This window comes from Methylosinus sp. LW4, assembly GCF_000379125.1.
Lineage (GTDB): Bacteria > Pseudomonadota > Alphaproteobacteria > Rhizobiales > Beijerinckiaceae > Methylosinus.
In genome coordinates this window covers 2677186-2700131 of the sequence record NZ_KB900626.1, presented here as the reverse complement: position 1 = coordinate 2700131, position 22946 = coordinate 2677186, and the positions used below count along the sequence as shown (strand labels likewise).

Annotated in this window: 25 protein-coding genes; 17 read left to right on the top strand and 8 right to left on the bottom strand. The window is 66.9% G+C overall.

The window, feature by feature from the left end; all coding sequences use genetic code 11:
* Window positions 1–17 precede the first annotated feature (17 nt).
* Window positions 18–824, top strand: coding sequence for a protein-disulfide reductase DsbD domain-containing protein (locus METLW4_RS0113535; protein ID WP_018266751.1), 807 nt, complete (start codon window positions 18–20; stop codon window positions 822–824).
* Between the two features lie 149 nt (window positions 825–973).
* On the opposite strand, the gene rnhA is transcribed toward METLW4_RS0113535, so the two are convergent.
* Genes rnhA through ispH form a run of 3 tightly spaced genes read right to left on the bottom strand, consistent with a single transcriptional unit; the run spans window position 974 to window position 3390 of the window.
* Window positions 974–1423 carry a ribonuclease HI gene (rnhA, locus tag METLW4_RS0113530; protein ID WP_018266750.1) on the bottom strand — a complete coding sequence of 150 codons (450 nt, stop codon included), beginning with the start codon at window positions 1421–1423 and terminating at the stop codon, window positions 974–976.
* Window positions 1420–2385, bottom strand: a complete 966-nt coding sequence (thrB, locus tag METLW4_RS0113525) for a homoserine kinase (RefSeq protein WP_018266749.1) — start codon at window positions 2383–2385, stop codon at window positions 1420–1422. Before thrB ends, rnhA begins: the two co-directional genes overlap by 4 nt.
* Window positions 2386–2418: 33 nt before the next feature.
* A complete protein-coding gene (gene ispH / locus METLW4_RS0113520) occupies window positions 2419–3390 on the bottom strand; it encodes a 4-hydroxy-3-methylbut-2-enyl diphosphate reductase (protein ID WP_018266748.1) in 972 nt (323 codons plus the stop codon).
* A 228-nt stretch (window positions 3391–3618) separates the two neighbouring features.
* Between ispH and METLW4_RS26545 the strand changes: the two genes are divergently transcribed.
* Entirely contained in the window at window positions 3619–4296 is a 678-nt protein-coding gene (locus tag METLW4_RS26545) for a DUF937 domain-containing protein (RefSeq protein WP_051079635.1), read from the top strand.
* Window positions 4297–4300: 4 nt separating this feature from the next.
* On the opposite strand, the gene METLW4_RS0113510 is transcribed toward METLW4_RS26545, so the two are convergent.
* Complete coding sequence (locus METLW4_RS0113510) at window positions 4301–4468, bottom strand: Flp family type IVb pilin (protein ID WP_018266747.1); 168 nt, start codon at window positions 4466–4468, stop codon at window positions 4301–4303.
* Window positions 4469–4779: 311 nt separating this feature from the next.
* Between METLW4_RS0113510 and METLW4_RS0113500 the strand changes: the two genes are divergently transcribed.
* Entirely contained in the window at window positions 4780–6153 is a 1374-nt protein-coding gene (locus tag METLW4_RS0113500) for a glutamate--cysteine ligase (protein ID WP_026191494.1), read from the top strand.
* Between the two features lie 43 nt (window positions 6154–6196).
* Here the strand turns inward: METLW4_RS0113500 and METLW4_RS0113495 are convergent, their stop codons facing one another.
* Window positions 6197–6565 carry a hypothetical protein gene (locus tag METLW4_RS0113495; protein ID WP_018266744.1) on the bottom strand — a complete coding sequence of 123 codons (369 nt, stop codon included), beginning with the start codon at window positions 6563–6565 and terminating at the stop codon, window positions 6197–6199.
* 4 nt (window positions 6566–6569) lie between these two features.
* On the bottom strand, window positions 6570–7862 hold the full coding sequence (locus METLW4_RS0113490) for a L,D-transpeptidase family protein (RefSeq protein ID WP_018266743.1): 1293 nt from the start codon (window positions 7860–7862) through the stop codon (window positions 6570–6572).
* A gap of 327 nt (window positions 7863–8189) precedes the next feature.
* On the opposite strand from METLW4_RS0113490, the gene METLW4_RS0113485 reads away from it, so the two are divergent.
* From METLW4_RS0113485 to METLW4_RS0113465, 5 genes are all read left to right on the top strand, one after another.
* A complete protein-coding gene (locus METLW4_RS0113485) occupies window positions 8190–8708 on the top strand; it encodes a sigma-70 family RNA polymerase sigma factor (protein ID WP_051079677.1) in 519 nt (172 codons plus the stop codon).
* Window positions 8705–9343: an NrsF family protein gene (locus METLW4_RS0113480; RefSeq protein ID WP_018266741.1), complete on the top strand. Its 639-nt coding sequence runs from the start codon at window positions 8705–8707 to the stop codon at window positions 9341–9343. Before METLW4_RS0113485 ends, METLW4_RS0113480 begins: the two co-directional genes overlap by 4 nt.
* The gene (locus METLW4_RS0113475) at window positions 9337–10077 is read left to right on the top strand and encodes a TlyA family RNA methyltransferase (RefSeq protein WP_018266740.1); all 741 of its coding nucleotides are present in this window, start codon (window positions 9337–9339) and stop codon (window positions 10075–10077) included. The genes METLW4_RS0113480 and METLW4_RS0113475 overlap by 7 nt, the downstream gene beginning before the upstream one ends.
* Window positions 10077–11345 (top strand): class I SAM-dependent RNA methyltransferase, encoded by a 1269-nt coding sequence (locus tag METLW4_RS0113470; protein ID WP_018266739.1) that lies wholly within the window; start codon window positions 10077–10079, stop codon window positions 11343–11345. Before METLW4_RS0113475 ends, METLW4_RS0113470 begins: the two co-directional genes overlap by 1 nt.
* Before the next feature lie 456 nt (window positions 11346–11801).
* Window positions 11802–13172 carry an FAD-binding oxidoreductase gene (locus METLW4_RS0113465; RefSeq protein WP_018266738.1) on the top strand — a complete coding sequence of 457 codons (1371 nt, stop codon included), beginning with the start codon at window positions 11802–11804 and terminating at the stop codon, window positions 13170–13172.
* On the opposite strand, the gene METLW4_RS0113460 is transcribed toward METLW4_RS0113465, so the two are convergent.
* A complete protein-coding gene (locus METLW4_RS0113460; RefSeq protein WP_018266737.1) occupies window positions 13150–13806 on the bottom strand; it encodes a hypothetical protein in 657 nt (218 codons plus the stop codon). The genes METLW4_RS0113465 and METLW4_RS0113460 overlap by 23 nt on opposite strands.
* Before the next feature lie 51 nt (window positions 13807–13857).
* Window positions 13858–14391 (bottom strand): invasion associated locus B family protein, encoded by a 534-nt coding sequence (locus tag METLW4_RS0113455; protein ID WP_020493741.1) that lies wholly within the window; start codon window positions 14389–14391, stop codon window positions 13858–13860.
* 346 nt (window positions 14392–14737) lie between these two features.
* Between METLW4_RS0113455 and coxB the strand changes: the two genes are divergently transcribed.
* The 9 genes from coxB (at window position 14738) to thrC (ending at window position 22939) form a co-directional block, all read left to right on the top strand.
* Window positions 14738–15613, top strand: coding sequence for a cytochrome c oxidase subunit II (gene coxB / locus METLW4_RS0113450; protein WP_018266735.1), 876 nt, complete (start codon window positions 14738–14740; stop codon window positions 15611–15613).
* A gap of 53 nt (window positions 15614–15666) precedes the next feature.
* Window positions 15667–17334, top strand: coding sequence for a cytochrome c oxidase subunit I (gene ctaD, locus METLW4_RS0113445; RefSeq protein WP_018266734.1), 1668 nt, complete (start codon window positions 15667–15669; stop codon window positions 17332–17334).
* A gap of 186 nt (window positions 17335–17520) precedes the next feature.
* Entirely contained in the window at window positions 17521–18459 is a 939-nt protein-coding gene (locus METLW4_RS0113440) for a heme o synthase (protein ID WP_018266733.1), read from the top strand.
* 11 nt (window positions 18460–18470) lie between these two features.
* Window positions 18471–18653, top strand: coding sequence for a hypothetical protein (locus tag METLW4_RS0113435; protein WP_018266732.1), 183 nt, complete (start codon window positions 18471–18473; stop codon window positions 18651–18653).
* A 7-nt stretch (window positions 18654–18660) separates the two neighbouring features.
* The gene (locus tag METLW4_RS0113430; RefSeq protein ID WP_018266731.1) at window positions 18661–19254 is read left to right on the top strand and encodes a cytochrome c oxidase assembly protein; all 594 of its coding nucleotides are present in this window, start codon (window positions 18661–18663) and stop codon (window positions 19252–19254) included.
* A gap of 108 nt (window positions 19255–19362) precedes the next feature.
* A complete protein-coding gene (locus tag METLW4_RS0113425; RefSeq protein WP_018266730.1) occupies window positions 19363–20226 on the top strand; it encodes a cytochrome c oxidase subunit 3 in 864 nt (287 codons plus the stop codon).
* A 107-nt stretch (window positions 20227–20333) separates the two neighbouring features.
* Window positions 20334–20714, top strand: coding sequence for a DUF983 domain-containing protein (locus METLW4_RS0113420; protein WP_018266729.1), 381 nt, complete (start codon window positions 20334–20336; stop codon window positions 20712–20714).
* The gene (locus METLW4_RS0113415) at window positions 20704–21432 is read left to right on the top strand and encodes an SURF1 family protein (protein WP_018266728.1); all 729 of its coding nucleotides are present in this window, start codon (window positions 20704–20706) and stop codon (window positions 21430–21432) included. The genes METLW4_RS0113420 and METLW4_RS0113415 overlap by 11 nt, the downstream gene beginning before the upstream one ends.
* Window positions 21433–21526: 94 nt before the next feature.
* On the top strand, window positions 21527–22939 hold the full coding sequence (gene thrC, locus METLW4_RS0113410; RefSeq protein ID WP_018266727.1) for a threonine synthase: 1413 nt from the start codon (window positions 21527–21529) through the stop codon (window positions 22937–22939).
* Window positions 22940–22946: the final 7 nt, after the last annotated feature.

Below are 22946 nucleotides of genomic sequence, written 5' to 3'. Positions count from 1 at the left end.
GCCCCGAGGACCTCGAAATGCAGTCACGAAATCTGGCGGCGGCGCTCGCCGCGACCTCGCTCGCGCTGGCGTCGCTCGCCCGGCCGGCGGCGGCGCAGGACGCCGACTTCGCAACCCCCTTCGCCCGCGCGGCGCATTCGGCGGCCCGTCTCCTCTCGGCCGGCGCGCCGAGCGGCGGCGTCTATCGCCTGGGCGTCGAGATCGCGCTCGATCCGGGAACCGTCACCTATTGGCGCAGCCCCGGCGACGCCGGCGCGCCGCCCGTCCTCGATTTTTCCGGCTCGGAGAATGTCGCCGCCGTCGAGACGCTCTATCCGGCGCCCAAGCATATCGCCGAGGCCGGAATGACGGTCGCCGGCTATGACGAGAGCCTGGTTTTTCCCTTGCGCGTCACAGCGAAAAAGGCGAGCGCGCCCGTCGTGCTGAAGCTGGCGCTGGACTATGCCGCCTGCGCGCAAATCTGCTTGCCGGCCAAGGCGAAGCTCTCCTTGGCGCTGCCACAGGCCGGGGCCTCGCCCTTTGCCGAGCGGCTGGCGGCGGCGGAGACTTTGGTTCCCCGGCCGATCGGCGCCGGCGAGGCGAAGAAGCTGGTGGAGGTGGCCCGCGCCGGGGCCGGCGCGTGGCGGTTGCGCTATCTCGGGCCGGGCAAGGCCGCGGATGTCTTCATCGAGGCGCCGGAGCCCTACATCATCGACAGCGCCGCCGACGGCCAAGGCGGCTTCGAGCTGAAGCTCGGCGAAGGAAAGCAGCAGGGCGCGATCGAAGCCCGCGCGACCATCCGCACCGAAAAGGGCGGGGTGGAGCTGCCGCTGAAGCTGGATTGAGGCTCTCGATTCCCTTGTTCTGAAAACACTCCAAAACAATAAGAAGGGCGCGGCCCGAGGGCCGCGCCCAGTAAGAAGAAGAGCTCTGCATTCTTCGATATGGTATTTAGAGTCTCATTCGACAAGGGGCGATCGGCGCGCTCGCTCGATCAGCGCGTTTTCGTCTGAAACGGCGCCATGCCCTTGCGGGCGAGAGCGTCGGCGCGCTCGTTCATCTCGTCGCCGGCGTGGCCGCGCACCCAATGCCAGGCGATCTCGTGACGCTCGGCCGCAGCGTCGAGCCGCGTCCACAGATCGACATTCTTGACCGGCTTGCGGTCGGCGGTCTTCCAGCCGCGCGCCTTCCAGCCCTTCAGCCAGGAGGTGATGCCGTCGCGCAAATATTGCGAATCCGTGTGCAGATCGACATTGCAGGGCCGCGTCAGCGCCTCCAGCGCCTCGATCGCGGCGGTCAGCTCCATGCGGTTGTTGGTGGTCCCCGTCTCGCCGCCGCAAATCTCCTTCTCGCGCTCGCCGAAGCGCAAAATCGCGCCCCAGCCGCCGGGGCCGGGATTGCCGGAGCAGGCGCCATCCGTCCAAATGGCGACGCGCCCGCTCATGCGCCGAGGCCATAGTCGCGCGCGGAGCGGATCGTCCGGTGGAAGCGCAGACGGGCGAGATATTCGCGCGGGTCCTTGGGCCGCACCAGCGCGCCCGGCGGCACATTCAGCCAATCGACGAAGCGCGTCAGCAGAAAGCGCAGGGCCGCGCCGCGCGCGAGCAGCGGAAACGCCTCCACCTCCGCCGCCGTCAGCGGCCGCGCGCGCGCGTATGAGGAGAGCAGCGCGGCGCCCTTCTCTGCGTCATAGGCGCCGGCGGCGTCGAAGCACCAAGCGTTGAGGCAGATGGCGAGATCATAGGCCAGCGAATCGACGCAGGCGAAATAGAAATCGATGAGGCCGGAGACGCGATCGCCGAGGAAGAACACATTGTCCGGGAAGAGATCGGCGTGGATCACGCCCTCCGGCAGGCCGCTGGGCCAATCGCGCTCCAGCGTCTCCAGCTCCGTGGCGACGATCGCGCCCAAATCCTCCGCCACCTCGCCGGCGCGGGCGGAAAAAGGCGCATAGAGCGGCCGCCAGCCCCCGACCGAGAGGGCGTTGGCGCGGCGCAGCGGAAAATCCGCGCCGGCGAGATGCAGCTGCGCCAGCGCCTCGCCGAGCCGCGCGCAATGGGCGGGCTCGGGATGATGGATGGAATAGCCGTCGAGAAAGGTGACGATCGCCGCCGGCCGCCCGGCGAGTCGCCCGAGCGCCGCGCCGGCGCGGTCGCGCACCGGCTGCGGACAGCCGAGGCCCTTGGCGGAGAGATGCTCCATCAGCCCCAGGAAGAAGGGCAGATCGGCCTCGGCGACGCGCTTCTCATAGAGGGTGAGGATGAAGCTGCCGGCGCTCGTATGCAGGTAATAGTTGGAGTTCTCGACTCCTTCGGCGATGCCCTTGCAGGACAAGAGCGCGCCGAGGTCGTAGCCGGCGAGAAAGCCGATCAGCTCCTCGTCGTCGACATCCGTGTAGACGGCCATGAGTTCCGCGCGGTTGGAGAAATGCCGGGCGCGTCAAGCGTGCGCGCGCAGCTCCTTGGGAAGCGGGAAGGCGACATCCTCCAGCGCGGCGGAGACGGTCTCGACCGAGATCTCATAGCGCTCGGCGAAAGCCTCCATGATCTCCTCGACCAGAACCTCCGGCGCCGAGGCGCCGGCGCTGATGCCGAGCGAGCCGATGCCGGTGAACATGCTCCAGTCGATCTCGCTGCGGCCCTGGACCAGCTGGGCGGGCGCGCCGGCGCGCTCGGCCACCTCGCGCAGGCGCTGCGAGTTGGAGGAATTGGGCGAGCCGACGACGATCACCGCATCGACCTGCGGCGCGACCTGCTTGACCGCGCCCTGGCGATTGGTGGTCGCATAGCAGATGTCCTCCTTGTGCGGACCGACGATCTGCGGGAAGCGCCGCGTCAGCGCGCTGACGATCTCCTGCGAATCGTCGAGCGACAGAGTTGTCTGCGTCACATAGGCGAGATCGGCCACATCCTCGAGCCGCAGCTCCGCCACCGCCTCCACCGATTCGACCAGCACGACCGCGCCCGGCGGCAGCTGGCCCATGGTGCCGACCACTTCCGGGTGGCCGGAATGGCCGACGAGCAGCACTTTTCGCCCGCGCTTGTGATGAATCTCCGCCTCGCGATGCACCTTCGTCACCAGCGGGCAGGTGGCGTCGATCGCCAGAAGATTGCGCGATGCGGCCTCGGCGGAAACGGATTTGGCGACGCCATGGGCGGAGAAGATCACCGGCGCCTTGGTGTCCGGCACCTCCTCCAACTCCTCGACGAAGATCGCGCCCTTGGCCTTCAGCGCCTCGACCACATAGCGATTATGGACGATCTCGTGCCGCACATAGACGGGCGGGCCGAATTTGGCGAGCGCCCGCTCCACCGCGTCGATCGCGCGCACGACGCCGGCGCAAAAGCCCCGCGGCGAGCACAGCAGAATCTTCAACGGCGGCTTTGACGACGGGCGATGCTGAATATTCATCCTCTAGCGCCTCTCGATCGAAAAGGGGGCGGCCGAAGCGCGCCGCTTTGTGTGTCCCGCATAGGGAAAGGTGTCAAGCCGAGGGTCCGCGCCATTGGGGACGATCGCCCGACGCTCTGAGCCGATCCCTCGCGGCCTGCCGAAAAATCTGCTACACAGGCGATCGACGAAGACTGGCCGCGCCAATGCCGGAGTGTCTCGCGGCCCATTGAGGGGACGGGGGCGAATATGTCGAATATCGTCGATATAATACAGTCCGCCCAGGGCGGCCAGATCATCGAAAATCTCTCCGAGCGCTTCGGCCTCGCGTCCTGGCAGACGCGATCGGCGGTCGAATCGCTGCTGCCGGCGCTGGTCGCGGCGCTGAGCAAGGCGGCCGAAGAGCCCGATTCGCTGCGCCCCGTCATCGACGCCGCCAATGATTCCACTCATCGCGCCGCTTTCGAGAGCGCCGAGGAGGCCCATTCGCAGGCCAGCGTCGAGGGCGGCGACGCCATTGTCGCGCATCTCTTCGGCTCCGCCTCGGCCGCCGGCGAGGTCTCGCAATTCGTCGCGCGCGACAGCGGCCTGCGCGCCGATGTGCTGCAGCGCCTGCTGCCGATTCTCGTCTCCGTCGCCGCCGGCGGCCTCGGCTCGACGCTGGAGCGTCAGAGCGCCGCCGAGCCTCCGGCTCCCGCGCCGGCCCCGGCGCTCGCGCCCTCGGGCGGCTGGCTGAGCGCGCTTTTTGGAACTTTGTTCGGGACGAAGCCGGCGGCCCCGCCGCCGCAGGCCGTCCCCGCCGCCGAGCCCGTGGACGCGCTGGAAGCCGCTCGAACAAAAATTCGCGAGACGCTCGCGCCCGCGGCCGAGCGGCAGGCCGATCTCGACGAATTGCTGGGACGGATCTTCGCCTCGGCGAAGGTCTGAGAGCTCAGGTCAGATTATTGGCGACGGGCAGATAATAGGCCGCCGAGAGCTTTGTGCCGATGATGCGCGTCGCCGCCAGGATCACGATCGAGAGAAAAAAGCCGATCATCGCATATTCGAGGGTGGTCGCTCCGCTCTCGTCGGCCAGAAATCGGCGCAGGCAATTCGGCATGGATCAAATTCCTCGGGCGGGCCGGCCGGGGAGCGGGCGTCGCATTTCATTTGACGAAAACACGGCCGTCTCGGTAACAGAAACATAAGCTTAATTCGTCTCGAAAGCGTTAAGCCATGCGCCGCCCGGGCGCCCGGCGCGGCGGGGCGGTCTTGCGCGCGGGCGGCTTTTCCGCCAATTCAGCAGCCGGAACGCATATTGCTTCGGCGCCCACGCCGGAAGCGCTGTGGTTCGCGCCCGCCCTTTCGCGCCCGCCGAAAGGGAAGTCGACCTATATGGACCGCTGCGCCGGTCCTCACTGAAAGTTGCTGATGGCTCGCGACGTAAACGATACGACGCCGATCACGTCGCGCAATGCGCTCGTGGAGTGGTTCGAGGCCGGCGTTAAGACGCCCGACGATCTCAATGTCGGGACGGAACACGAGAAAATCGCGTTTTTCGACAAAAGCCGCGCGCCGGTTCCCTATACGTCGCCGGCCGGCGGCATAAAGGATCTGCTGGAAGGTCTGGGCGCCGCGCTCGGCTGGGAGCCGATCACCGACCGTGAGGCGATCATCGGCCTCTATGATCCGCATGGCATGGGCGCCGTGTCGCTGGAGCCGGGCGGACAGTTCGAGCTCTCCGGCGCGCCGCTGGCCACCGTCCATGGCACGAAGGCCGAGCTCGACGCCCATTTCGCGGCGCTGGAGCCGGTGGCGCGCCGTTTCGGCGTCTCCTTCCTCGATCTCGGTGCGAGCCCCAAATGGCGGCGCAGCGAGACGCCGGCCATGCCCAAGCAGCGCTATGGGATCATGGCCGGCTATATGCCGAAGGTCGGCTCGCTCGGCCTCGACATGATGTTCCGCACCGCGACCATTCAGGTCAATCTCGACTACACATCCGAGAAGGACATGGTGGACAAGCTGCGCGTCGGCCTGGCGCTGCAGCCGATGGTCACGGCGCTCTTCGCCAATTCGCCCTTCATCGACGGCGAGCCGAGCGGCTTCCTGTCGCAGCGCTCGCAAATCTGGCGCGACACCGACGGCGACCGCACCGGAATGCTGCCCTTCGCCTTCGAGCCCGGCATGGGCTTCGAGCGCTATGTGGATTACGCGCTGGACGTGCCGCTCTATTTCGTGAAGCGCGGCGAGGTCTATCACGATGTCGCCGGCGCGAGCTTCCGCGACCTGCTGGACGGCAAGCTCGCGGCTCTGCCCGGCGAGCGCGCGACAATGTCCGACTGGGCCAATCATCTCGGCGCGATTTTCCCGGAGGCGCGGCTGAAGCGCTATCTCGAGATGCGCGGCGCCGATGGCGGGCCGCGCTCCCATATGACCGCTCTGCCGGCGCTCTTCGTCGGCCTCTTCTACGATCGCGCGGCGCTGGACGGCGCGCTGGCGCTGATCGAGGGCTGGAGCGCCGAGGAGCGCGAGGCGCTGCGCGCCGATGTTCCGCGCCTCGCCTTGGAGGCGCGTATCGGCGGACGGCGGGCGCTCGACATTGCGCGCGATATGCTGGCTCTGGCGCGCGGCGGCCTCGCCCGTCGGGCGAGGCTGGACGCGCAAGGCCGCGACGAGACCATCTATCTCGCGCCGCTGGAGGAGATCGCCGAGACGGGCCGCACGCTCGCAGAACGGCGGCTCGAGGCCTATCACGGAAGCTGGGGCCGCTCGGTCGATCCGGCCTTCACGGATTGCCTGCTGTAAGAGGAGCGGCGCCAGCGCCGCCGCCTCGGAGCCTTGCGAGCGTTCAGCTGAACAGGCCTTGAAACAGTCGAGCGACGCCGGCGACGCCTGTGAGACCCAGCGTGACGGTGATTGTCGCCGCGCGCGTGCGTGTCATGGCCGGATCACGCGACAGCAGGACGCGTCCGATGAAGCCCGTGGCGAAGGCTGCGGCGACCACCGCCGCAACGATCAATGAGATCATCGCGCCCAGCCCGCAGCTCGGTTCGGACGGGCGGTCGAGGAGGGGCTGCGCCAAAAATGCGATGATCGCGAGCCAGAAGATCGATACGGCGGCGAGCCGCCGCCGCCCGCGCATCGCGAGCGTCGAGGCGAAAGGAATGAGATAGCATGCGAGCAGGAGCAGGATCGTGAGCGCCTGCTCCCAACGCATGCGCTCAGTTCTCCTCCTCGCCGAACACCGGCAGCAGCTGCGGCGAGCGGGAGGCCTGGCGCGAGGGAGCGGGCGTCGGCGCCGGACCCGATTGCTGCGGGATGGAGGCGGCGAGGCCGAGGCCGTCGCGCTGATAAATATCCTCGCGGAACTGCATCACCCCGTCGGGCGTCGCCCAGGCGGTGACATAGACCCAATAGACCGGCACGGCGGGAGAGATCTTCACATCGATGCGCTCGCCGGAGCGGATCGCCTCGTCGATATGGTCGCGGTCCCAGCCGGGCGTCTCCTTCAGCAGCCAGGCGACATAGTCGCGCACATTCTGCAGGCGGATGCAGCCGGAGGAGACGAAGCGGAAATCGTCGCCGAAAATGCCCTTGGCCGGCGTGTCGTGCATATAGACGCCGTAAGGATTGGCGATGTCGATGCGCACCACGCCGAGCGAGTTGAAATCGCCGCCCGTGTCCTGGCGGAACTTGTAGTTCAGCGCCTCGAGCGAGTTCCAGTTGATCTGCTGCGGGGAGAGCTCGACGCCCTCCTTATTGTAGACGCGGATGTGATTGTCGGAGAGATAATTGGGGTCCGCCTGCATCTTGGGGATCAGATCCTTGCGGATCACGGAGGCCGGCACGGTCCAGAACGGGTTGAAATTGACCTGGATCGCCTTGGTCTGCATCACCGGCGACTGGCGGTCGATCTTGCCGACGCCGGCCGTGTGATGGGTGACGACGGCGCCGTTCTCCACCGTCTCCACAGTGGCGGCGGGGATATTGGCGGTCACATAGCGATTGCCGAGATCGCGCGAGAAGCTGCGCAGGCGCACGAGATTGGTCTCGAGCTGGCGCAGGCGCAGCTCGGCGGAGACATTGAGCGCGGCGAAGGTCTGCGTCGAGACGACGCCCGTGGCGTTGACGCCGTGGCGCGCCTGGAAGCGCCGCACCGCGGCTTCCACGAAAGAATCGAAGACGGGGCTCACGCCGGCCTCGGCGCCGATGTCGCCGGAGACGATGAGCCGGCGGCGCAGCGCCGAGACGGCCGGGCCGTTGGAGCCGAGCCGCAGCTGCTGGCCGGCCGGCACCATGGGCCAGCCGCCGCGCGCGACGATCTCCTGCAGCTGCGTGATGGCGGCCTCGGTCGCGGCGACGGTCTGCGCAGAGAGGATGGGGGTGGTCGAGCGCGAGACGGTCAGTCTCGGGTCGGCGTCATAGCGCTGCGCCCATTCGGCCTGGCCGTCATAGGCGTCGCCCGCGGCGATCGCCGCAGTCGTCCCGGCGCCGGCGAGAGCGAGAACGCTCAACGAAAAGACGGACTTCGAAAACCTACGCAAGGGGGAGCTCCAATCCGACTGCGCCCGCAGCGGGCGAGGCCGCTGTCGCGCGGCGCGTCGATAGATTTGCGATTCTTTCGTTAAGAAGGCGCGAATAGTCCGGCGTTTTTGTGACGCGCCATGAAAATCCGAGAACCGAAAAACGAAAATCCGAGAACCGAAAAACGAAAATCCGAGAACCGAAAACGCGCCTCTCGACGCATCCCCCGCGCATGACGTAACGAGAGAGCGCTTTTTCACGAATGGCAAGGTGGGCATTTGGGAGCGCGAGACGCCGAGGAGGAATGGGCCGTGCTGATGCGCGCCGCCATAGCGGGCGATTCGGGCGCCTATAAGAGGCTGCTGCTGTCGCTGACGCCGACGCTGCGCGGCGTCGCTCGGCGCGATTGCGCGCGGCTCGGCCTCGATGTCGCAGAGGCCGAGGATATCGTGCAGGAGACGCTGCTCGCCATTCATCTGAAGCGCGACACTTGGGATATGGACCGGCCGATCGGGCCATGGATCATGACCATTGCGCGCAACAAGCTGATCGACGCGCGTCGTCGCCGCGGCGCGAAATCGCCGCTGCCGATCGACGACGCCTTCGAGCTCGCGGCGCCCGAGGCGGCGGACGAGGGCGTCGACCGGCAGGATGTCGATCGTCTGCTCGGCGGGCTCGGCGAGCGTCAGCGCGATCTCGTGCGCTACCTCTCGATCGACGGACATTCGGTGAAGGAGGCGGCCGAGCGCTATCGAATGAGCGAGGGCGCGGTGCGCGTCGCTCTGCATCGCGCGATCAAGGCTCTGGCGGCGCTCTATCGGAGGGGCGAGAAATGAGAACGGAAGAGCTGATCGGCGCGCTCGTCGCGGACCATGCGCCCTCGCGCTTTCGCTTCGCGCAGATTTTCGCCGGCGCGCTCGTCGCCGCCGCAATCGTCGCCGGCGCCGCGCTCCTCGCCTTCATCGGTGTGCGGGCCGATCTCGGCGTGGCCATGCACACGTTGCGCTTTCTCGCCAAATTCGCGGTGACGCTCTGCCTGCTCGCCGCCGGCGTCGGCCTGCTGCGCCGGCTCGCCACGCCGGGCGCAGAGCCCGGCTATTGGCGTTTCGCGCCATTGCTGGCGCTGCTCGCGCTCCTCATCGCGGTCGGCCTCGAGCTCGTCGCCGCGCCGGCGGAGAGCTGGGGCGCGCGGCTCGTCGGACATAATGCGCGCGCCTGCGTCCTGCTCATTCCGTTGATCGCGACGGGGCCGCTCGTCATTCTCATTCTGGCGCTGCGGCGCGGCGCGCCCAGCCGGCCGACGCTGGCCGGGGCGGTCGCCGGCCTCGTCGCCGGCGCGCTGGCGGCGAGCTTCTACGCCACGCATTGCACCGACGACAGCCCGCTCTTCGTCGCCGTCTGGTATTCGCTGGCCATCGGCGTCGTCACTCTCGCCGGAGCGGCGCTCGGCGCGCGACTACTGAGATGGTGAGCGCGCAGGGGCCGCTCCGCGCCGATGTGGCTTTGTGCGAGCGCGGTTTTTTCGAGAGCCGCGCCAAGGCGCGCGAGGCGATTCTCGCCGGCCTCGTCGAGGCGGACGGCCGCAGGATCGCCAAGCCTTCGCAGCTCGTCGCGCCCGGCGCGGAGATCGTCGCCCGGGCGCCGCATCCTTACGTCTCGCGCGGCGGCGTCAAGCTCGCCCATGCGCTGGAGGCTTTCGCCGTCGATGCGCGCGATCGCTATTGCCTCGATGTCGGCGCCTCGACCGGCGGCTTCACCGACGCGCTGCTGCGCGCTGGCGCCCGGCATGTCGTCGCGGTAGACGTCGGCCACGATCAATTGCACGAGCGGTTGCGGCGTGACGCGCGCGTCACCTCGCTGGAGGGTCAGGACGCGCGCGCCCTGACGCGCGCGCATCTGGCCGAGGCGCCGTCGCTGATCGTGATCGACGCCAGCTTCATCTCGCTGGCGATGGTGCTGCCGCCGGTGCTGCCGCTCGCTGCCGAGGGGGCGAGCCTGCTGGCTCTGGTCAAGCCGCAATTCGAGGCCGGCCGCAAGGCCGGCAAGAAAGGCGTCGTGCGCGACGAGGCCGTCCACGCCGAGGTCTGCGCGCGCATTTCCACGGAGGTCGAGGCTTTGGCCTGGCCTGTGCTCGGCGTCATCGCCTCGCCGATCGAGGGCGGCGACGGCAATCGTGAATTTCTCCTCCATGCGCGGCGGGCTTGATGTTGCAAAGATTGGTCATCGAACGTCTCGGCCATAAGGGCGAGGGCGTCGCCCGCACGGAGGAGGGGCTGGTCTTCGCGGCTTTCGCTCTGCCGGGCGAGACGGTTCTCGCCGAGGTGGAGGGCGAGCGCGCCCGCGTCGTGGATATTCTCGAGCCGTCGCCGGATCGCATCGAGGCTTTCTGCCCGCATTACGGCGTTTGCGGCGGCTGCGCCGTGCAGACCTTGGCCGCGCCCGCCTATGCGCAATGGAAACGCAGCCTCGCCGAGACCGCGCTGCGCAACGCCGGGCTCGACTGGCCGGTCGAGCCGCTGATCGACGCCCATGGCGCCGGGCGCCGGCGCGTGACCTTTCACGCCCGCTACGAAAAGGGCGTGGCGCGCGTCGGCTTCATGCGCGCGCGCTCGCATGATCTCGTCGAGATCGACGCCTGCCCATTGCTCGAGCCGCGCCTCGCCGGCGCGCCAGCCGCGGCGCGCGCTCTGGCGCAGGCGCTCGCCGGGCGCGGCAAGCCGCTCGATCTCGCCGTGACCGCGGCGACCGGCGGCCTCGATATCGACATTCGCGGCGCCGGCGAGCTGGAGGAGCGCGAGACTCTGGTTCTGCTGGAGCTCGCCGAGACGCTCGATCTCGCCCGTCTCGCCAATCACGGGCGGCTGGTGACGCTGCGCCTCCCGCCCGGCGTGATGATCGGCAAGACGCAAGTCCTCCCGCCGCCCGGCGCCTTTCTGCAGGCGACGGCGGAGGGCGAGGCCGCCATCGCCCGCCTCGTCGCGCAGGGCGTCGGCGAGAAGGCCAAGCGCGTGGCCGATCTCTTCTGCGGCGTCGGCGCTTTCGCGCTGCGGCTCGCGGCGCAGGCGCAAGTGACGGCGATCGATTCGGATGTGGCCGCGGTGGAGGCGCTGGACCGCGCCGCCCGCACGGCGCGGGGGCTGCGGCCGATCATCGCCCAGGCGCGCGATCTCTTCCGTCGTCCGCTCGACCCTCAGGAGCTGAGTCGCTTCGACGCGGTCGTCTTCGATCCGCCGCGCGCCGGCGCGCTGGCTCAGGCCGAGGCGCTGGCCGCCTCCGCCGTGCGCCGCATCGTCGCCGTCTCCTGCGATCCGCAGAGCTTCGCGCGCGACGCCGCTGTCTTGAGCAAGGGCCGATATGCCGCAAAATTCATCACGCCGATCGACCAATTTCGGCATTCGCCGCATCTCGAGCTGGTCGCTCTCTTCGAGCGAGCGGCCGAGGCGGCGCCGCGCCGGCGCCTGCTGTCGCGCTGAGCGCGCGCCGGCGCGGCATAATTTCTAGGTATGTCTACGGATGGCGGAAGGGCCCGCAAATCCTACATTCCGGCGATGCATTTCATGTGACAATGGACGGTATTCAGAAAGCGTTTTCGGGCTGGGCGGGGAATTTGTCTTGCCAGCCCGGCCGAGTTGGGCATAGGATTTGCGTCCATGTCCAGCGTGGGGAGCCGGCTCCTCGAGGGTCCAGGCTCGAATCTGGAAGGAGATGGTCACATGAATGCGCTTATCGCCGCAACATTGTGCAGTATCGTCCTCGGCGGACTTCCTGTCGCCGCCGCCGCTTATGTGCGGGTCCGCCGCACCGATGAAGCGCATCGCCGTCGCCACTGGTGACCTTCTCGCAAAGGTCCGCAATCGAGGCAATCTTCGCTGACCGCCGTCGAAAAAGGACGCGATGACACGGCGCTGCTCGATCGCCTGAGCGCGATCGTGGGAGCAGCCGGCGTCATCGTCGACCACGGCGATATGGCCGCCTATCTCTGCGAGCCGCGCGACGCCTTTTTTGGACGGGCTCCTTGCATCGTCAGGCCGCGAAGCGCCCGCGAGGTCGCTTCCGTTCTCGCCCTCTGCAACGAGGCGGGCGTCGGCGTCGTTCCGCAGGGCGGCAATACAGGCCTCGTCGGCGGCCAGACGCCCGACGACAGCGGCGCGCAGATCGTGCTGTCGCTGCAAAAGCTCGACAGGATTCGCGAGGTCGATCCCGCTTCCGACACGATGACGGTCGAGGCCGGCGTCATTCTCGCCAATGTCCAGGCCGCCGCGGAAGCCGCCGGCCGTTATTTCCCCCTTTCGCTCGCCGCCGAAGGCAGCTGCACCATCGGCGGCAATCTCGCCACCAACGCCGGCGGCGTGCATGTGATCGCCTATGGAACGACGCGCGATCTCGCGCTCGGGCTCGAGGTGGCGCTCGCCGACGGGCGGCTGCTCAACGGCCTCTCCAAGCTGCGCAAGGACAATACGGGCTATGACCTCGCCCATTTGTTCATCGGTTCGGAGGGCACGCTCGGAATCATCACCGCCGCGACGCTGAAGCTCTTTTCCCTGCCGCGGTCGCGCGCCACCGCTTTCGTCGGCCTTTCCGATCCGCGCGCGGCGCTGGGGCTGCTGACGCTCGCCAAGGCGCGGGCCGGCTCGGCGCTGGTCGCCTTCGAGCTGATTCCGCGCATCGGCGTCGAATTCACGACGCGCCATATCGCCGGCGTGCGTGATCCGCTCGCCGGCGCGCATGGCTGGTATGTGCTGATGGAGCTGGCCTCGCCCGCCGAGAGCGGGGTCGAGGAGCTGCTGACCGAATTGCTCGGCGAGGCGTTGGAGCAGGGGATCGCCGAGGACGCCGCTTTGGCCGCGACGCTGGAGCAGCGCGCCGGCCTATGGAAGCTGCGCGAGACTCTGCCGGAGGCGCAAAAGCCCGAGGGCGCCTCGATCAAGCACGACGTCTCCGTGCCGCTCGAGTCGATTCCGGCCTTTCTCGAGGAGGCGAGCGCGCGCGTCGTCGCCCATGCGCCGGGCGCGCGGCCGACGCCCTTCGGCCATATGGGCGACGGCAACATCCACTATAATGTCTCGCAGCCCGAGGGCGCCGATCGCGACGCCTTCCTCGCCCGCCGCGCGGAGATCAACGAGATCGTCCATGGGCTGGTGACGAAATATGCGGGCTCGGTCTCCGCCGAGCATGGAATCGGCGTGCTGAAGCGCGATCTGCTGCGCAGAGTGAAGGACCCTGTGGCGCTCGAGCTGATGCGCGCGATCAAATCCGCGCTCGACCCGAAGGGAATCCTCAATCCGGGGAAGCTTCTGTAGTCCGGGCGTGGCGCTTGCGGCGCTTTTGCGCCGGCGCCGATTTGTCGGCCGCGCCGCCTTCGAAGCCGACGAGTATCTCGTAATCATCGGCCGCCTGCGCGCCGAGATAGGGGACCGCCAGAGGCTCCGAGATCACGCGGAACTCGCCGCGCGCGGCGCCGGCGGGAACGCTCGCCGAGATGTGATAGGTCTTGGAGGCGAGGATGGATTCGTCCTTTTGCCGCCGCGCGGCGATCTTCAGCGCGCCGGAGAAGGAGCCGGGCTGGCCATTGGGGCCGAGCACGGCCGCGCCCTCCACGCCCACCTTTATGAGAATCTGGTCGCCGGACACTGTGCATTCGCGCGCGAGATGCGACAGCGACAGCTGATAGCGCACCGAGGAATTATCCGCTCCCGGCGGAACGCGCAGCGTCGCCGCGCCGGTGTCGACGAGAATTTCCGGGCAATCGACCGCAGCGCCGGGCGCGGCCTGCACGGGCCGATCGGATTTTTGCGGCTCCTTCTCGCCGCCGCCGAAGACAGACAGCGGATTGGGAAAGTCGAAGGCGCTCGCGCCGCTCGCCGCCAGCGCGGCCGCAATGGCGGAAATCGAGAGAATCGCGAAAAAGCGTCCCTTCATCCGTCTCTTGTCCATCGGCCCTCTCACCCTCTCGCCCATCGTCGTCATAAAACGCCATTACCGCCATCACGGCAATTTGGCGAATCCCTCCTTGAAGCCGGCGAGCGACAAGGGCAGGCCGACGCCTTCGTCCGGCGTCAGATAGATGACGAAAGTGGCCGTCTTGCCGTTCTTGAGCTGCTCGACGAGAGCGTCGTCCATCACCACATCGGCGACGCAGCCGGAGGGCAGGCAGCGCACGAAGCCGGTGTCGCCGATGCGCGTCTTGTCGATGGTGAGGCCGAGGCCTTTGATGAGCAAGACATTCAGCGGCGCGATGACGCGCAGCAGCCGGCTCTTGCCGTCGCTGGTCTTCAGCACCACGACGACGAGATTGACATTGGCCTTGTCCTCCGCGGCGACGCTCTGAATCAGCGCGCATTGCTCGGCGGCGGCGCCGGCCGGCGTCTCGCAGCGAATCTCCCAATCGCCATATTTCGATTTGACGGCGCCCTGCGCCGCGGCGGGCGAGGCCGTAGAACATGCTGCGACTGCGAAAAACAGCCCCGCGACCACATGTCGCAACCTCGCGAGCCGGAGAACGGCGGCGTGCGGCCTCATTTTCGCTCCATCTTTTCTTCGATGCGGATTCCTATGGCCCTTAGGATCGAAAGCGGGCCAAATCGGGGCGTTACGAATAATCTCGAAGCTCCGGTCCTGCGTAGCAAATGGCCGCCCGCTGTCAAGCCGCCGGGCGCCGCCGCCGCAATTTTGCGCAGAGCCAGGTGGCGCGACTTTTTGTCAGGCAGACTGTGGCGCCGCAGCGATTGCGCGGCGCCGCTGTTTGTGGTTGAACCCGCGTGGGAATACCTGACGGGCCGGATTTGTGGCGGGTTCGGGCCGATCTAAAGCTACCGGATAACAAAATCATAACGACCTTGTTCCTGAGGTCCGAGAGGCGATCTTCATGCTCATCGGCAGACGACTCACACTCCGCCGCGCGGCCTTGATGGCCGGCGCCGTATCCTCCCTGCTCCTGCTCGCCGGCGTCGCATCCGCCGAGGTGATCGGGCAGCCCACTCCGGGAGGCCTCGGTCTTCCGGCGACAGTGACGGAAGTCGGCGCCGAGACGCAGTTTTTCTACAATGTCATTCTGCTTCCCATCATCAGCTTTATCGGTCTCTTCGTTCTCGGGCTTCTCATCTACGTCTGCTGGCGCTTCAACGAGAACGCCAATCCGGTTCCCTCCAAGCTCACCCATCACACCGGCCTCGAGGTCGTCTGGACGCTGGTTCCGGTGCTGATCCTGGTGTTCATCGCCATCCCCTCCTTCCGGCTGCTCGCGCATCAGGTCGAGATTCCCGAGCCGAAGGTGACGATCAAGGTCACGGGCAATCAATGGTACTGGTCCTACGCCTATCCCGAGGATCAGGGCGGCGGCTTCTCCTTCGATCAGTTCCTGAAGCCGGAGGCCGAGCTGAAGCCCGAGAATGGCGACGTTCGTCTGCTCTCGGTGGACAATGAGGCGGTCGTGCCGGTCGGCGAGGTCGTCAAGCTGCAAGTGATCGCCTCCGACGTGATCCACTCCTTCACCATTCCGGCCTTCACCGTCCGCATCGACGCCGTGCCGGGCCGCCTGAACGAGACTTGGTTCAAGGCCGAGAAGGAAGGCATTTTCTACGGCCAGTGCTCGAAGATCTGCGGCAAGGATCATGCGTTCATGCCGGCCGCCATCCGCGTCGTCTCCAAGGAGAAATACGCAGAATGGCTGGTCGAGGCGAAGAAGAAGTTCGCCCAGGCCGACGGGCGCATGCGCGTCGCCGACGAGAGCGCCGCGCGCTGACCTTCTCGCATCGCCAACCGAACAAAGCCAAGCATTCTTCGAGGATCACGACCATGGACGCCATCTCGACCGAGGCGGGGGCCCACCACGACCACCCCACCGGCCTGCGCCGCTTTCTCTTCTCGACCAACCATAAAGACATCGGCACGCTCTATTTGATCCTCGCCGTCATCGGCGGCCTCATCGGCTTCCTGATGTCCATGGCCATTCGCGCCGAGCTCGCGCATCCGGGCATCTCGGTGTTTCCGGGCATTTCCGCGCTGCTGCACGGGACCGATCCGACCAATATCGACGCGGCCAAGAATCTCTACAATGTGTTCATCACCGCCCATGGCGTGCTGATGATCTTCTTCTTCGTCATGCCGGCGCTGATGGGCGGCTTCGCCAATTGGTTCGTGCCGATCATGATCGGCGCGCCGGACATGGCCTTCCCGCGCCTCAACAACATCTCCTTCTGGCTGCTCGCCGTGGCGCTGGTGCTGGTGGTGCTGTCGACCTTCGCGGAGGGCGCTCCGGGCTCGCTCGGCTTCGGCGGCGGCTGGGTGTTCTACCCGCCTCTGTCGTCCAACACGGGCCATCCCGGGCCGGCGATGGATTATGTGATCCTGTCGCTGCATCTGGCCGGCGCCTCGTCGATCCTCGGCTCGATCAACTTCATCACCACCATCTTCAACATGCGCGCGCCGGGCATGACGCTGCACAAGATGCCGCTGTTCGCCTGGGGCATGCTGGTGACGGCCTTCCTGCTGGTGCTGACGCTGCCCGTGCTCGCCGGCGCCATCACCATGCTGCTGACGGACCGCAACTTCGGCACCACCTTCTATGATCCGTCGGGCGGCGGCGATCCGATCCTGTTCCAGCATCTGTTCTGGTTCTTCGGCCACCCGGAAGTCTATGTTCTGATCCTGCCGGCCTTCGGCATCATCAGCCACATCGTCTCCACCTTCTCGCGCAAGCCCGTGTTCGGCTATCTCGGCATGGCCTACGCCATGGTGTCGATCGGCTTCCTCGGCTGCATCGTGTGGGCGCACCACATGTATACGGTCGGCCTGTCGCTCAACGCGCAGCGCTATTTCGTCTTCGCCACAATGGTCATCGCGGTGCCGACCGGCATCAAGATCTTCTCCTGGATCGCGACCATGTGGGGCGGCTCCATCTCCTTCCGCGCGCCCATGTGGTGGGCGATCGGCTTCATCTTCGTGTTCACGCTCGGCGGCGTCACCGGCGTGGTGCTGGCCAACGCCTCCGCCGACCGCCAGCTGCACGAGACCTATTACGTCGTCGCCCACTTCCACTACACCATGTCGCTCGGCGCGGTGTTCGGCGTCTTCGCGGGCTTCTACTACTGGTTCCCGAAGATGACGGGCTACATGTACAACGAGACGCTGTCGAAGGCGCATTTCCTGCTGCTCTTCATCGGCATCAACCTCGTCTTCTTCCCGCAGCACTTCCTCGGCCTCGCCGGAATGCCGCGCCGCTACATCGACTACCCGGACGCGTTCGCGCTGTGGAACTACTGGTCGTCGGTCGGCGCCGCCATCGCCGCGGTCAGCGTCCTGCTCTTCTTCTACACGGTCGCGGAGGCTTTCCTGCGCAAGCGTGAGGCGGGCAATAATCCCTGGGGCGTGGGCGCGACGACGCTCGAGTGGACGCTGTCCTCGCCGCCGCCCTTCCATCAGTTCGAGACCCTGCCGCGCATCACCGGCTCGGGCCACCACTGAGACAATATCCTCCGGCCGCGGCGCTCGCTGCCGCGGCCGGAGCGATCCGGCTCTTCTCGCGGGACGAGCGCCCCGCGCGACCTTCGGAACGATCGCCGACACGACGACGATCTCCGCGAGACAATGATCTTCGCGAGAGCGTCGAAAATCGAGAACGAGAACGATCGCCAATAAAAGAGTGAGAGCATGAGCGACGCCTCCTTCATCCTCGACGAAGCTTCGGCCCCGCGCGCGCCTGTCGCCGCCCCCGGCGATTATTTCGCTCTGCTGAAGCCGCGCGTGATGTCGCTCGTCGTGTTCACGGCGCTCGCCGGCATTCTGCTGGCGCCGGCCGCGCCGCATCCTTTCATCGCCTTCGCCTCGCTGCTGGCCATCGCCGTCGGCGCGGGCGCGTCGGGCGCGCTCAACATGTGGTACGACGCCGATATCGACCGGCTGATGACGCGCACGCGCCGCCGTCCCATTCCCGCCGGCCGCCTCGGCCGCGAGGAGGCGCTCGCCTTCGGCCTCTTCCTCTCCATAATGGCGGTGTTCACGCTCGGCCTGGTCGCCAATTGGCTGGCCGCCGGCCTGCTCGCCTTCACAATCTTCTTCTATGTCGTCGTCTATACGATGTGGCTGAAGCGCTCGACGCCGATGAACATCGTCATCGGCGGCGCGGCTGGCGCGCTGCCGCCCGTCGTCGGCTTCGCCGCCGCGACCGGCGCCGTCGATCTCTCCAGCGTCATTCTCTTCGGCATCATCTTCATGTGGACGCCGCCGCATTTCTGGGCGCTGGCCCTGGTCAAGCGCGAGGAATATGGCGCCGCCGGCATCCCCATGCTGCCCAATGTGCATGGCGAGACGCGCACCCGCCTCGAGATCCTCGTCTATTCCGTCTTCCTCGCGCCCATCGGCGTCGCGCCCTATCTGCTGGGCTTCGCCTCGCCGGTCTATGGCGTCGTCTCGCTGCTGCTGGGCGTGGCGCTCGTCGCCTGCGCGGTGGAGGTCTATCTGCGCCGCGACGGCGACAAGGCGCGCCGCGCGGCTATGCGCCTCTTCTTCTTCTCCATCGTCTATTTGACGCTGTTGTTCATGGTTCTGGTGATCGAGAGGCTCGTCGCCCTCTCGTCCTGGCTGGCCTGAAGGAGCATCGCATGACGATCGGCCGACACGAGGACACTGAGCGGCGAGAGGGCGTCGTCCTCACGCCGGAGCAGGCGAAGAGCCGCCGCGCCCGCAACATTGCGATCGGCGTCGCCGTGGCGCTATTCGTGGCGCTCTTCTATTTCGTCACCATTGTGAAGCTCGGCGGCAACGTCGTGCCGCGAGCCGGGTGAGGTCGTGATGGGCGCGGATCGCAAAGAGAAAGGCCACGCCGGTAGGGGCGCCGCGCTGCTGATCGGCGGCTCGGTGGCGATGCTGATTCTGTCCTTCGCCTCGGTCCCGCTCTATCGCGCCTTCTGCTCCGCCACCGGCTTCGGCGGCACGACGCAGGTCGCCAAGCTCGCGCCGGCCAAGCCCGGCGAGCGCAGCATCGGCGTGCGCTTCGACGCCAATGTGGCGCGCGATCTGCCCTGGCGCTTCGAGCCGGAGACGCCCCGCATCGTGGTGCGCACCGGCGAGACCGCGACCGTCTATTACAAGGTCGTCAATCTCTCCGATCAGGAGACGAGCGGCGTCGCGGCCTACAATGTCAGCCCGGATCAGGCCGGCGCCTATTTCGACAAGCTCGCCTGCTTCTGCTTCTCCGAGCAGAAGCTCGCGCCGCATGAGAGCGCCGAATGGCCGGTGGTGTTCTTCCTCGATCCGGCGCTCGAGGCCGATGAGACGATGGCCCGCGTCGAGGAGATCACGCTCTCCTATTCCTTCTTCGCCTCCAAAAAGCCCAAGGACGCAAAGCCCAAGGAGGCGGCGAGCGGCGTAAAGCCGAAGACGTGACGTAAAAAGAATGCGACAGGGGACGCCCGCGGCGGGGGGAGCCACTCGAGCGAATGGAGCCTTAGTGAACGAGACCGGCCCGGCCGGCGAAATCTCGAGGATACTGATATGTCGGACGGACACGCGAAACCAAATCACGATTACCATCTCGTCGATCCGAGCCCGTGGCCGCTCGTCGGCTCGCTCGCCGCGCTGTTCACCGCGATCGGCGCCATTTATTGGATGAAGGGCCTGCCGCTGCTGGGCGTGAAGATCGGCGGCCCGCTGCTGTTCAGCGCCGGCTTCGCCGGCATTCTCTTCACCATGTGGTCCTGGTGGAGCGACATCATCCGCGAGGCCGAGCATGAGGGCCATCACACCGCGGTCGTGCAGTTGCATCACCGCTATGGCGTGATTCTCTTCATCCTCTCCGAGGTGATGTTCTTCGTCGCCTGGTTCTGGGCCTTCTTCAATTCGGCGATCTTCCCGGCCGATCCGCAGCAGTTCGCCCGCACCGAGCTGTTCCAGGGCGTGTGGCCGCCGCATGGGATCGAGGTGCTCAATCCCTGGCATCTGCCGCTGCTGAACACGGTGATCCTGCTCACCTCCGGCGCGACGCTCACCTATGCGCATCACGGCCTGCTGCACAATAATCGCGACGCGCTGAAGAGGGGCCTCATCGCCACCATCGCGCTCGGCCTGATCTTCACCTGCGTCCAGGCCTATGAATACGCGCATGCGCCCTTCGCCTTCAAAGGCTCGATCTATGGCGCGAGCTTCTTCATGGCGACCGGCTTCCACGGCTTCCATGTGATTGTCGGCTCCATCTTCCTGATCGTTTGCCTCGCGCGCGCGCTCGCCGGCCAGTTCAAGCCGGAGCAGCATCTCGGCTTCGAGTTCGCCGCGTGGTATTGGCATTTCGTCGACGTCGTCTGGCTGTTCCTGTTCGCCTCCATCTACGTTTGGGGCAATTGGGGCGGCCATATGGAGTGACGGGACGAGCCCATTTCGGCTTCTTTTGAGAGAAGCGCCGGCGGGGTCTCGTCGGCGCTTCTTTCGTTTCGTCGATCTCTCGCCCTCGCAAAAGGGATAGGAACATCATGGCCGCGGACGAACACTCCACCGTCAATCCTTATGTCGCCGGCCTGCTCGGCCGCTGCCCGCGTTGCGGCAAAGGACATTTGTTCCGCGGCTTCCTCACGCTCGCGCCGAGCTGCGAGGTCTGTGGGCTCGATCTCGCTTTCGCCGATTCGGGCGACGGGCCGGCCGTCTTCGTGATGACTATCGCCGGCTTTATCGTCGTCGGCGCCGCGCTCTATGTCGAGGTCGCCTATTCGCCGCCCTATTGGGTGCATGGGCTCATCTTTCTGCCGCTCACCGTCATCGTCTGCGCCGGCCTGCTGCGGCCGGCCAAGAGCTTGCTGATCGCGCTGCAATATTTCAACAAGGCGGAGGAGGGGCATCGCGCCGATGAAGGCTGAAGCGCGCGCTCTTATCGGGCCGGCGATCTTTTCGCTCGCCATGGCGGCGCTGCTGGCCGGGCTCGGCGTCTGGCAGCTGCGGCGCCTCGCCTGGAAAGAGGCGCTGATCGAGCGCGTCGAGACGCGCGCGGCCGCCACGCCTGTCGCGCCGCCGCCGCGCGCGCAATGGGAGGCGCTCGCGCCGCAGGACTATGATTTCACCCATGTCCGGGCCTCCGGCCATTTCGATCTTTCGCGCGAGGCGCTGATCTTCTCGCCGCCGCCCTCCGGCGCGGGGGTGGAGCCGGGCTATCGGGTGATCGCGCCTCTGCTGCTCGACGGCGGCGGCGCGATCCTAGTCGATCGCGGCTTTCTGCCGCTGTCGCAGCGCGGCGACGAGACCCGCAAGCGCGAGCCTGCCGGTCTGGTCGCGATCGCAGGCCTGCTGCGCGGGCCGCAGGCGCGCAATCTCTTCACGCCGGCCGATGCGCCGCAGGAGGGCCTGTTCTACACCGCCGACGCGCGGGCTCTGGCCGCCTATCTCAAAATCGCCGACGCCGCGCCCTTTCTGCTCGAGCTCGATCCGGCGACGCCGACGCCCGGCCTGCCGCGCGTCTACGACCACAATATCGAGCTTTCCAATAATCACCTTTCCTACGCCATCACCTGGTTCTCGCTTTCGGCTGCGGTCGCCGGAGGCTTCGCCTTCTACGCATTCGGCCGGCTGAGACGGCGCTGAGTCGGCCGCGCATTCTCCAGCGGAGGCGATTCTCGCGACGATTTCGGCGCCTTCGGACTTTGCCGGCGCCGGCTTCGCGGGTAGAAGAGACGCCGTGCGCTACATTTCCACACGCGGCGAAGCTCCAGAGCTCGCCTTCGAAGACGTTCTCCTCGCCGGCCTCGCCTCCGACGGCGGGCTCTATGCGCCCGTGTCCTATCCGGGACTCGCGCGCGGCGATATCGCTTCTCTCGCCGGCCTCCCCTACGCCGAGGCCAGCGCGCGCATCATCGCGCCTTTCCTCGGCGAGGCCTTCGACGGCGCCGAGCTGCGCGCGCTGACGCAGGGCGCCTATTCGAGCTTCCGTCACAGCGCTATCGCGCCGCTGACGCAGATCGCCGACAATCTCTTCGTCCTCGAGCTGTTCCATGGCCCGACGCTGGCGTTCAAGGACGTCGCCATGCAATTGCTCGGGCGCATGATGGACGCCGTCCTCGCCCGTCGTGGCTTGCGCGCGACCATTGTCGGCGCGACCTCGGGCGACACGGGCGCGGCGGCGATCGAGGCCTTCGCCGGGCTCGATCGGGTCGATGTCTTCATCCTCTATCCGCATGAGCGCGTCTCGAACGTGCAGCGCCGGCAGATGACGACGGTCGAGGCCGCCAACATCCACACCATTGCGCTGCGCGGCTCCTTCGACGATGCGCAATCGATTCTGAAATCGCTGTTCCGCGACGCGCGTTTCCGCGAGAGCGTCGGCCTCGCCGGCGTCAATTCCATCAATTGGGCGCGCGTCGTCGCGCAGACGGCCTATTATTTCACGAGCGCCGTCGCGCTCGGCGCGCCGCATCGCGAGGTGAGCTTCGCGGTGCCCACCGGCAATTTCGGCGATGTGCTGGCGGGCTATGTGGCCGGGCGCATGGGCCTGCCGATCGGCAAGCTCGTCATCGGCACGAATTCGAACGACATTCTCGCGCGCACGCTGGCGAGCGGGCGCTATGAGCTGCGCGGCGTGACGCCGACGCAATCGCCGTCGATGGATATTCAGATCTCGTCCAATTTCGAGCGTCTGCTGTTCGACGTCTACGATCGCGACGCCGCGCAGATTCGCGGGCTGATGGGCGCGCTGGATCAATCCAAGGGCTTTACCGTCGCCCCCGCGCCGCTCGAGGCGATCCGCGCGGAATTCGAGGCGAGCGCGGCCTATGAGGCCGACACGACGGAAGAGATCGCCCGCACCTATCGCGAGACCGGCTATATTCTCGATCCGCACGCCGCCACCGGCGTTCATGCGGCGAGAAAACGCCTCGCGATCGATCCTGCGACGCCGATCGTCTCGCTCGCCACCGCGCATCCGGCGAAATTCCCCGACGCTGTGGAGCGCGCCATCGGCAAGCGCCCGCCGCTGCCCGAGCATCTCGCGCATATTCTGGACGCGCGCGAGCGCTTCACCGTGCTCGACAATGATTCGGGCAAGGTCGCGGCCTTTATTTCCGAGCGCGCCCGCGCAGCGCGCGCCACGGTCTGAGAGGGCT